A 10,886-nucleotide genomic window follows, 5' to 3' on the forward strand; every position below is an offset into this window, starting at 1 on the left:
AACATACTATCATGCTTGGTTGTTTTTTAATTAATTTGATGAACTAAAAACTTTAGTTTGTTGTTTCTTTGATTTATCATAAAACAGATCATCAGCCATTTTAACTAATGTTGCTTGAACATTAATTAGTTCAGATCAATTATTAATAGGATATTTGTTTTTAATGTAATCTAAATCAGATCCAGCTATTATTAAAGCATTAATTAATTCATTATAAAACCGTTTATATAAATGAGTTTGGTAATGAATTAAATTAATAATCATACTAAATCGTTGATTAATTAACTCACAAACCCGATGATTAAACTTAGTATCTAAAATTTCATTAAAATCAATTCTTTTCTTAAAGTGAATTAATTGATCTAAGTGTTCAATAAAATCAAAGTCTTCAACTAATCAATTTTGATCAATGCGACAGTTAATCATCTCTCTTTGGTTAGAATTACAATAAGCTTCTATTTGGTATTTTTTATTTTTAAGTTCAACTATTTTATCAACTAGATCATTGTAGATCATTAATCATTCAGCTAGATTGTAGTGCAGTTGATTAAGTTCATTTACAAAATAACTTAAATCTAAATAAAACTGGTGCGTTTTAAAAATAAAATCAATTGATTCAACAATTTCACTTTGATTGATAATTTGTGAACTAAGTTGATCTAAAATAGTTTGGATTTGTTCACACTTTACTAAAAGTTGATCAAACTTAAAATTGTTTAGTTCACTGTTTAGTTTTAATAAAAATTCTTTAGTTTTATTTAGTTGGTAATTTAGTGTTCCATAATCTTTTTTAAAGACATTTTTATATTGTTCAAACAATTGAGCTCCAATTGCATTTTGTGAACTTAATTTATATAAATCAATGATTTTAGCTAAGTATTGTTTTAATTCATTATTCAGATCATTAAACTGACTCTGATTGATCATTGTTAAGAATTTATTGTTCTTAAATAAAGCAAAATCAGCTATTGCATCTTTAATTTGTTGGATTTGACTTAATGTTAAAAAATTCTTTTTTTCAACATTTAAAGCTGAAGCATTGTTGTAATTATCAATTAATTGGACTTGTTTAATCACATTTAATAAGTTGTTTAAGATCCAATGTAAATTACTAATTTTATATAATAATTGAACATAGGTTTTAGAATACTTAAACCAAAGTTGTTCATTTTTTTGATTTCTTAAATCAATTAATTGTTGATTAAAAGCATCATTAACTGAATAAAATCTTAAACAATCAATATTATATTTATTACATAACTTAGCATAATGACTATTAAGTTGATCGATTTGATCAATTAATTGTTGTTCATTTTGATCATTAGCTAATGTATCTTTTCAAAATAGCACAATTGCATCATTTAATACATTAATTTGTTGATATAAATCATTGTTTTGTTCAACTAAAAGTTTATGGTACGTTTTTATTTTTTTAAAATTAAAACGAACAATACTTAATCGATAGTTTCTTAGATTAGCTAAGAAACTATTAAGATTATTACTAATTTGTTCTAAATAACTGTTAATTAAGTTACTATAGCTAGGATTAGAAACAAATAAATTAGATGTATTATAGTAGTAATGATTAAAATCACTTCTAGTGATGATTAATGCTTTTAAGCAAATGATCCGGAGTTGTTCATATTGCTTTTTATGTTTATTTATAATATAAAAAGCTCATAAATAAATAGCACTAAACCCTAAGGGTAATAAAAGTAAAATCAAAAAGTAATAGTACATAAACAACTCCTGTTGATTTATATTTATATTATAAAATGATTAACTATATCATTTGCATTAAAAATTAAAATCAAGTATAATATACAAAGCGATAATCAGCGTTATTGTATAGTCGTTGTCTATTACTGTCATAAATAACCAACTTTAGGTTGGTTATTTCTTATGTTTAATAGTAAGTTAGGCTGTGTCACTGAAATTATTAAAGAGTAATAAAAGCACTAGAACAATAAACATTGTTGATTGTACGCCAATAAAATAAAAACTATTAAAGGAGTCAATCATGAGTCGATATACAGGAAGTATATTTAAAAAATCTCGTCGTCTTGGATTTTCATTACTTGAAAATAACAAAGAATTTACTAAAGGAAAGAAACGTTCATACGGACCTGGTCAACATGGTAACAAGCGTACTAAGTTATCAAACTATGGTCAACAATTAGTTGAAAAACAAAAACTAATGTACTTATATGGTTTAAATGATCGTCAATTCCGTCGTCTTTATCGTGTAGCTTTAGGACGTGCTGGTGTTTTAACTATTAACTTATTACAAGTTTTAGAATCTCGTTTAGATTCATTAGTTTACCGTGCAGGAATTGCACCAACTCGTCGTGCTGCTCGTCAATTAGTTAACCACTCACACATTTTAGTTGATGGTAAAAAAGTTGATATTCCATCTGCTTTAATTGAAGTTGGTTCTGTAATTAGTGTTAAAGCAAATGCTTTAAACATTCCATTAATTAAAAACACAATGAACACACCAGCTCCATTTATGAAATTAGTTGATAAAGATACTAAAGCTGTTAAATATGACCGTTTACCAGAACGTGAAGAATTACCAGCAGATGTAAATGAAGCATACGTTGTTGAATGATACAACCGTTTAATGTAATTAATCATTTTATTACATACTCTAAAACACTTGCAAACGCAGGTGTTTTTTTGTTCTATATAAATTAGAACACAGGATTATAAATATTATATAGATTAGTAATAAAAAAGAAGAAGCATTAAACTTCTTCTTTAATCATTACTTTTTCTCTATTTAATTGAGTTGTTAATAATAATTTAAATTATTTTTAAATTTAGGGATTAAGATTGAGTGGCTGCTGAGTCAGCTGGTGAAGCGGGTTGGTCTGAAGTGTTGTCACTTGTAGTTGGTGAACCGCTTTGTGATCCAGCTTCGCCTGTTGGATTTCCACTTCCTGATGATGTATCAGTTCCTTGAGCAGAATCGTTTGTAGTAGTTGATTCAGTGCTAGTAGCAGAATCACCTGATGGTGTAGATTGAGAGTTTGAAGTTGCATTTGAATCAGTAGCCGATGCGCCACTATTTGAAGTGCCGCTTGAACCTGAAGATTCACTACCCGCAGTTGTTCCATCTGTTTGTGTTTTACTGTCTGATGTTCCACCTGTTGAAGTACCATCACCTTGACTAGCTGCAGAACCAGATGTTTCACCATTTTGATTGCTTTCAGCAGTGTTTGTTCATGAACCTTCAGTGTTTGAACCAGCTTCTGAACTTGTAGAACCAGCTGATGAACCACTATTACCTTGACTAGTTGTTGAATCTGAGCTAGCACCTGATGCATTATTGTTTGATTCGCCACCAGTATTTGAAGATTCACTTCCAGCTGCTCCATTACCTGAGCTGCTATTTCCTGATCCTGATGAAGCACCAGAAGCATTTCCACTTTGGTTATTTGAACCGGCTGAAGATTCACCTCCAGCAGCTTCACCACCTGGTTGGCTTTCTTTACTTCCGTTTTCTGTTGGTGGAGTTTGTGTTTCACTACCTGCTGCTTCTTTTTCTACAACAAATTCTTTAGCAGCTAAAGTTTCACTTAAAGCAACTTGTGTTGATTCATTAGCGTTTTCATTTGCAAAAACAGTAAGTGAAACTATTTTATAACTTGCTCCAGGTTCTAGTCCTTCAAAACTTAAAGTTGCTTTATTATTTTCTACTTTAGCTTGAGCTGTTTTCTTAACAGCTGTTTGTCCTTCTGCTACTTTTTTAGATAATTCAACTTTTAAGTATTTATCATTTGCATTTGTAACATTTAAAACCAAATCATATTTATTTTCGTTTTTAGTTAACTTAGCATTTTCATCCAAACTAACAGTTGGTGTAGCTTGAGTTATAACTTCTTCACCTGATCCTTGTTTAGATGGAGTTGTTGGTGTTGGATTAATAGGTTTTTTATTCTTGGTTGGTGCACAAGCTGCAGCAACCCCGATAACACCCGCACCTATTGCAAGTGCACTAACAGCTAGAATTAGTGATTTTTTATTTTTTAATTTTTTCATACTTTTAATAAATCCTTGTATTTTTAAAATGTATGAAAATCCCTTTTATGTCAAAAGCTTGAAATCACAAAATATATAATAGTATAAACTAATTTATAATATATTGCAAAACAAGAAAAAACAAGAGCTTTAATTATAGTTAACTTCTTATTAATTATTAATAATCATTAAACTAATTAAAACTCTTGTAATTAATCAAATAAGTAAACAATATTTTCTTACTTATAATCTCTTCTTGTATATCTAAAATAAACACCAATATATAAAGCTGTTAATAAAGCAACTCAGATTAAACTATAAAGTGGTTTAATAACAACTTGATTAGCTCTTTTAATTGAATAAACTTGATCAACTGCTCCAAATAAATAATTATTTGAAGGAATTAATTTATATCGATAAATTACTTTATTTTGTTTATTTTCTCTTTGTTGAGTCTCATATCCTGAATACCCACCAATGATATATACTTCTCCATCAATATTAACTTGATAACTACCTGGTGCATAATTCTTGCTAACAACACTATTTCTAAGTAAAGTTAATAAGATTGGTGAATTTTGATGATAGAAGTAAATGTAATAAATTAATGCTGTTGTTAAATATAATTTCTTTTCAATAATTGATTTAATTTGTGGTTGTCTTATTGAGTTCATCACAATTGTATTATCATCAACTAATAAGTGTAATTTATCTTCTAATCGATCATCAACACTATTACTAATAGCAGCTAATAAATTAGCTTTTGAAATACTAGGATCTAATTGTTTAAATCATTTATTAGCAAATTCAATAAATACTTTTGAAGATAGGATTTGATGAAGTAGTGGTCAAATTAATTCACCAACAACATCTTGTTGAACTGGTAATAATTTATCATCTTCTTTAAAACTAATATCAAAATTATCAGCGTTCTTACGAGCATAAATAATTTCTTTATCAACAAGTTTATTAGCAATTTGTTTAGAGTTAATAGAAGGATTATTAATTAAACTAAAGTTCTTTAAAGCATTAGGGACAATGTATTGTAGATTTTGTTGATCATTACTTGCTGTATTTAATTTAATTAAATTAGGATTTGGATTTAGTTGGTAATTACTTAGTTTTGAATCTTGATCATTGTAGTTTAAATAAGTACTAAGGGCTTTATCTTTTTTGTTTGTAATTACACTAATTGGATCTTTATCATTAACTGAAAACACATCAATTAATTGGAAAGGTACTAGTAAATAAGATAGTGATTGAGTTAGTTTAGCAGCTTGTTTTGAATCTTCAATAGCTTGGTTAATAAAAGCAATTTGTGCTTCATCAAACTTGGTTTTATTAACTATTTTAGGAATAATAAAATACTCATCTTCTTTATTAGCTAAATAAAATTTTTCAGCATTTAGAATTGTTTGTGAATCATTATTTCCAACTGGTAGTTTCTGATTAAAGATCTGAGCAAAAGTTTCAGCTCTTGATGTTGAATATAAACTAGCAACAGACCCACCAATTACAAGTGGAACAAAAGTTAGAATAGGAATAATTAAACTAACTTTTGAATTAGCTTTAGAAGCAATTAATATAGCTACAAGTCCAAATATTAAATAAGTTACTAATACTGAAAAAAATGAAGAAATAAACCAAAGATTTACATCATTATTATATTTAAGATTACTTAAATAAAAGATCATTAATCCAATATAACTAATTAAAGTATGAAACACACCCAACAAACTAAAGAACACTAATTTAGTACTAAAAATATTTCTTCTAGTTATGCTTTTAGAAAAAACTAAAATATCAATTCCTTCTTTAGCTAAATCCTTAAATAGATTTAATCCTTTTAAACACCCATAAATTAAAGCTAAAACTAAATTAATGACTAGATTAACATAACTAATAATTAAAAAAGTAGGGGCATCTTTAGCTACTGTATTAGCTACAACACCTAAAATAATACTAATTATTAAAGCAATAACACCAAGCACATAAGTGCTTGGTTTTTTAAAGATAATCCGAGCTAAAAAGCGTGAATAAGAATAGGCTTGTTTTAATGATGGTTTGATTAACATATATTAAAAAGACCTCTTGTAAAGAGTTAGCTATATTTTAGATGATTTACTAACTAAAAAATAAGAGGATTAATGCTGTAGTTGTATTATTTATTATTTTATTAAATTAAAGGGAACATCTAATAATATAGCTAATTAATTATTGTTTTAAAATTAAACTAAATTTATTATTAGGATAATTGTTGTAGCTTATTATAAAATTAATGAGTTATTACTAAACTTTAGATAATTAGATTTTTAAAAGAGAGACTTTGTTTGAATCTTTTTTTGTTTTTATTAAATAGATAATAAAAAGATAAACATAAAAAATACCAACAATGAATGTTAGTGTTTTGATCTTATTATCTTATCTTGTTTCCATAGAAACTAAAGATTGCGGCATTGAATTGACCACCGAATTGTGCACTATCTGCGTTATATGGTTGATTACCTGCAGGGTATCGTTGGTTTTGTTGAGCTCTTGGGTTTTGTGGATTAGGTGCTTGTTTTTTAATTGAACCAAAATAAACTGTTGGTCCTTTATTAATATTTTCTTTAGTGTAAAATAAAATAATTCCTGGATTATCAGCTTGATATAAATCAACTAATTTCTCTTTTTTTAAGTAATTATTTAAATACTTAACAACTTCTCTAAATTCTTCAGCTTGTTTATCAGTTCTAAAGTAAACTAGTTTATCATCTTTATCTCGATATTGTTTACTAACATCATATGAATAAGTTTGTGGTGCTGAAGCTGCTCATCTTTTATCAGCTTCAATTGTACTAGCTTTAGCTGTTGCTAATTTTTGCATATATGCTTGTTCAGCTAAGAATACATCATCATTTAAGAAATCAACAAAACCAAAGAATTGGGGAACTGTTTTATAAGAGTCTTTATAAAGCTTAGTGTTATTAATAACCTTAGCTAGATCGCCATTAAACTTAAGGTTGTAATTATTCTTTAAATCTTCAATTTTAGAGATGTGATTTAGTTCATTATTAAACATAAAGTTGTTATGTTGGATATTTGATTGTGAACCAAAATAAAGCACATAATTACCATCATTTACTTTACTAGTTCCTAGAATCAATTCTTTTAAACTAACCTTTGAGTTATTTAGATTGTTATAAGATAATGCTTGATTTAATTCACTAGTATTTAAATTTTTAGCATATGTTTTTTGTTTTGTATTTAGAGCTAAAAAAGTAGCAGTTGCAACTACTCCAGCTGCTGCACCTAAAATTGATGCAGTAATTAATATTGCTTTTTTCATAAATACCTCTAAACAAAGATTAGTGAACAATTAAAACAATTAATTGCTTAGTATATAATATGTTAACAATTAACAATAAATATAATTATATAATAGACAAATATAAAATATACAATTCTTTAAACCTAAGGATGTTTATTCATTCCTAAAATTTAGAGATTACTAAAATACATAGTATTATAGTTGTATTAATATACTTAATTATCACTTAAAATAAAATCAACTAGATAATATTAATTGATAAGGAGTAAAAGAGTTATGGCAGATCAAATTCAGCACGATCAGAATTACATTTTAGAAGTTAATGACTTAACTAAAGTTTACAAAGGTTCAACTCAAGGCGTTCGTAATTTAACTTTTAAAATTAAAAAAGGTGAAATTCATGCTTTTTTAGGTGAAAATGGATCTGGTAAGACAACAACGATCAAAAGCATTATTAATGCTTACTCTTCTTATCAAGGAACGATCTTAATCGATGGGTTTGATAATAAAACACCAGAATCAAAAGATAAACTAGGGTATGTGCCTGAAAATGCTCTATTCCCGTCTGAATTAACTACTTTTGATTATTTATACTCATTAGCTCTTTTATCTAAAGTACCTGCTAAAGTAGCAAAAGAGAAAATTCTAAACTATTTAGATAAATTTGGAATTTTATTCCTTAAAGATAAAAAACCAGTTAACTTCTCTTCTGGTCAAAAGAAAAAGGTACTATTAATCCAGGCTTTAATTCATGATCCAGAATTAATTATTTTAGATGAACCAACAGCTAACTTAGACCCTTCAGCTCGGTTTGAAGTATTTGATATATTACATGATCTAAACAAGCAAGGTAAAACGATCTTTGTTTGTTCACACATTCTTAAAGAAATGGAAGATTATGTTAACTCATTAACATTAATTCATAAAGGTAATCTCATCTACACTGGTGCTAAAACTAAAGATCTAGAATCAATTTACTACGAATTAATTATTAAAGATAATGATGAATATAAGAATGCTAAGAACCCATTTTCAGCTAATGACTCAATAATAAATTAATTTATTAAACAATTAAAAAATAAAAAATAATTGTCTGAAGTGTGTATAATTGTTAAAGTACTATTTACTTTAATACAAATCTAAATAGAAGCGAATAATTTTGAATTGAAGGAATTCTAAAAAATATATGAAAAAACCTTTTTTAATTCTTGTTGATTCATCAGCAACAAACACCATTGAGCTTGCTCAAATGGAAGATGTTAAAATATTGCCTTTATCAATCATAAGAAGTGATGATAAGGTATTTGAAGATGATAATAAATCAATTAATGCTAATGATATTTTTGAAATGTTAGATCAAAAGTATCACTTCTCAACAAGTTGTACTCCAATTGGTGTTTTGCACCAGGAAGTTGAACAAGGTCTACAAGAGTATGAAAAAGTTGTGATCTTAACAATTTCTGGTGGATATAGTAGTCAATTTAATAATGCTTTATCACTTAAAAAAGAATTTGGTGAAGAAAAAGTAATAGTTGCAGATACTAAATCTTTTGGGTATGCTCTTGAATTATTAATCAAACACCTTAAAGAAATGTTTAAAAAACAACCAACTAATCAAGAAATTGAAAAGTATATTGATAATTTCCATGACTTTACAATTGCTGTTTTTGCTTGTGAAAACACAGCTGGACTTGTTGCATCTGGAAGACTTCCTAAGATTGTTTCAGCAATGTTAAAGTTAACAAAAATTACTCCGATTATTAAATCAGAGTACAAGAATAAAAGCGGTGGGGTTGCTCGAAATATGAAAACTGCCCCTGAAAAAATGCTATCAATCATTGCTCACACATGACACAACAATTTAAATCCTGATGAGATTGAATCAATAGCTGTTTTACATGCTGGACTAAGCGAAGAACAAACTGAACCTTTAAGACAGTTAGCAATTAGAACTTTTAATTTAAGACCTGAACAAGTCGTTGTTCGTCATTCACCAAGTGTGTTTTTAGTTTATGTTTACAAAAACGCAATTGGTTATCAAATAGTAACTAAAAAGTCTAAAGTTTAATAATTCACTTCTAATAAATATAAACCACATCCTGGAGCAAGTTTAGTACTTGCTCCTTTTTTTGGTTCTTTTAATCATTGTTTTAGTTGATCTAACTCTACTTTATCTAAACTATAATCAACTGAAGCTGCTACAATCATTCGCACCATATTCTTTAAAAAACCATTAGCATTAATATAAATTTTAATGTACTGATTTTCTTCTTTAACATTAATGAAGTTAATGGTTCTTGTAGTATCATATAATTCTGAAGTACTATAAGATAAAAAATCAAATTCACCTACAAAAATAGCTAATGCTTCTTTTAATTTATTTAAATTAATTTGTTGATTGATTTGTCAACAATAGTTTCTTTCAAATAAACTAAAATGAGTAGTATCAATAACATATTCATAAGTTTTATTGATTGCATCATATTGAGCATGAAAACTATTATCAACAGCAACTACATCAATTACTTTTAAATCATCATCTAAACTAGCATTCAATGCTTTTTTTAATTGGTCTGAATCAATCTTTAAATTGGTTAAATGAACATTGAATACTTGTCCTTTAGCATGCACAAACCGATCGGTTCTTCCTGATCCATAAAGTTTAACTTCATCTAATTTAAACAGGTTTTGAAAATGGTCAACTAAAGTTTGTTGTAAAGTTCTTTTATTAGGTTGAGCTGCTCAACCATAAAAGTTTGCTCCATCATATTGAATTGTAATCTTAAAGTTCATACTAAATACCTTTTAAAATTAATTATAAAGCAAAGAAAAACCAACTTAACAAAATTGCTAAGTTGGCATTAATACAATGGAGCGGGTGATGGGAATCGAACCCACACTAATAGCTTGGAAGGCTATAGTTCTACCATTGAACTACACCCGCATAATGGTGCTGGAAGAGGGACTTGAACCCTCACGACCTTTCGATCACTGGATCTTAAGTCCAGTGCGTCTACCATTCCGCCACTCCAGCAAGTATAAAAGTAATACACAAAGGTGTATTACCATTATAGAAATTATAAATGGTGCCCCATAAAGGGTTCGAACCTTTGACCCCTTCATTAAAAGTGAAATGCTCTACCACTGAGCTAATGAGGCAAGAAACACACAAATAAAATTATAGCATATTTCTATTATGTGTGATAAGTTTTTTAATGGCTGGCCTGGCAGGGATCGAACCTGCGCGTGGAAGAATCAAAATCTTCTGCCTTACCGCTTGGCTACAGGCCAATAATGGTGGACAGAGTAGGATTCGAACCTACGAACCTCTCGGAGCCGGGTTACAGCCGGATGCGTTTGGCCACTTCGCTATCTGTCCAAATAATTTTTTTTGATTGCTCTTTTAAGCACTAGATAATTATACAACAAAGTAACTAAAAAATACACAACTAAATTCAAAAAAATTATTTTTTATAAGCTTATTCTTACTCTATTTCTTTTTCTTTAGAAAAATTATTATTAAAATGAGTGATTGCAGCTAAAGCAGTTGCAT

The 10,886-nt window shown here is 27.9% G+C and carries 8 protein-coding genes and 5 tRNA genes; 3 read left to right on the forward strand and 10 right to left on the reverse strand.

Going from position 1 to position 10,886, the window contains the following annotated elements:
* Nucleotides 1-30 precede the first annotated feature (30 nt).
* Nucleotides 31-1,740, reverse strand: a complete 1,710-nt coding sequence (locus UDIV_RS00845; protein WP_038101946.1) for a hypothetical protein — start codon at nucleotides 1,738-1,740, stop codon at nucleotides 31-33.
* Nucleotides 1,741-2,020: 280 nt separating this feature from the next.
* On the opposite strand from UDIV_RS00845, the gene rpsD reads away from it, so the two are divergent.
* On the forward strand, nucleotides 2,021-2,629 hold the full coding sequence (gene rpsD, locus UDIV_RS00850; protein ID WP_038101949.1) for a 30S ribosomal protein S4: 609 nt from the start codon (nucleotides 2,021-2,023) through the stop codon (nucleotides 2,627-2,629).
* 200 nt (nucleotides 2,630-2,829) lie between these two features.
* On the opposite strand, the gene UDIV_RS00855 is transcribed toward rpsD, so the two are convergent.
* The 3 genes from UDIV_RS00855 to UDIV_RS00865 form a co-directional block, all read right to left on the reverse strand.
* A complete protein-coding gene (locus UDIV_RS00855; RefSeq protein ID WP_038101951.1) occupies nucleotides 2,830-4,044 on the reverse strand; it encodes a serine-rich family protein in 1,215 nt (404 codons plus the stop codon).
* 218 nt (nucleotides 4,045-4,262) lie between these two features.
* On the reverse strand, nucleotides 4,263-6,098 hold the full coding sequence (locus UDIV_RS00860) for a Bax inhibitor 1 family protein (RefSeq protein WP_038101953.1): 1,836 nt from the start codon (nucleotides 6,096-6,098) through the stop codon (nucleotides 4,263-4,265).
* Between the two features lie 341 nt (nucleotides 6,099-6,439).
* Nucleotides 6,440-7,351 carry a DUF6856 family protein gene (locus UDIV_RS00865; RefSeq protein WP_038101955.1) on the reverse strand — a complete coding sequence of 304 codons (912 nt, stop codon included), beginning with the start codon at nucleotides 7,349-7,351 and terminating at the stop codon, nucleotides 6,440-6,442.
* 258 nt (nucleotides 7,352-7,609) lie between these two features.
* On the opposite strand from UDIV_RS00865, the gene UDIV_RS00870 reads away from it, so the two are divergent.
* Together UDIV_RS00870 and UDIV_RS00875 are read left to right on the forward strand one after the other, a co-directional pair.
* Nucleotides 7,610-8,392 carry an ABC transporter ATP-binding protein gene (locus tag UDIV_RS00870; RefSeq protein ID WP_051749374.1) on the forward strand — a complete coding sequence of 261 codons (783 nt, stop codon included), beginning with the start codon at nucleotides 7,610-7,612 and terminating at the stop codon, nucleotides 8,390-8,392.
* Between the two features lie 127 nt (nucleotides 8,393-8,519).
* Nucleotides 8,520-9,401, forward strand: a complete 882-nt coding sequence (locus tag UDIV_RS00875; protein ID WP_038101958.1) for a DegV family protein — start codon at nucleotides 8,520-8,522, stop codon at nucleotides 9,399-9,401.
* On the opposite strand, the gene truA is transcribed toward UDIV_RS00875, so the two are convergent.
* The 6 genes from truA to UDIV_RS00905 all read right to left on the reverse strand — a co-directional run bounded on the left by truA (nucleotide 9,398) and on the right by UDIV_RS00905 (nucleotide 10,712).
* Nucleotides 9,398-10,126 (reverse strand): tRNA pseudouridine(38-40) synthase TruA, encoded by a 729-nt coding sequence (gene truA, locus UDIV_RS00880; RefSeq protein WP_038101961.1) that lies wholly within the window; start codon nucleotides 10,124-10,126, stop codon nucleotides 9,398-9,400. The two genes, UDIV_RS00875 and truA, sit on opposite strands and share 4 nt — an antisense overlap.
* 77 nt (nucleotides 10,127-10,203) lie before the next feature.
* Nucleotides 10,204-10,277, reverse strand: a tRNA-Gly gene (locus UDIV_RS00885).
* Nucleotides 10,278-10,281: 4 nt separating this feature from the next.
* Nucleotides 10,282-10,367 (reverse strand) — tRNA-Leu (locus UDIV_RS00890).
* A 50-nt stretch (nucleotides 10,368-10,417) separates the two neighbouring features.
* Nucleotides 10,418-10,492 (reverse strand) — tRNA-Lys (locus tag UDIV_RS00895).
* Nucleotides 10,493-10,549: 57 nt separating this feature from the next.
* Nucleotides 10,550-10,624, reverse strand: a tRNA-Gln gene (locus UDIV_RS00900).
* Nucleotides 10,625-10,628: 4 nt separating this feature from the next.
* Nucleotides 10,629-10,712, reverse strand: a tRNA-Tyr gene (locus UDIV_RS00905).
* Nucleotides 10,713-10,886 lie beyond the last annotated feature (174 nt).

Origin of the sequence: Ureaplasma diversum NCTC 246, assembly GCF_000731915.1 — a bacterium.
Lineage (GTDB): Bacteria > Bacillota_I > Bacilli_A > Mycoplasmatales > Mycoplasmoidaceae > Ureaplasma > Ureaplasma diversum.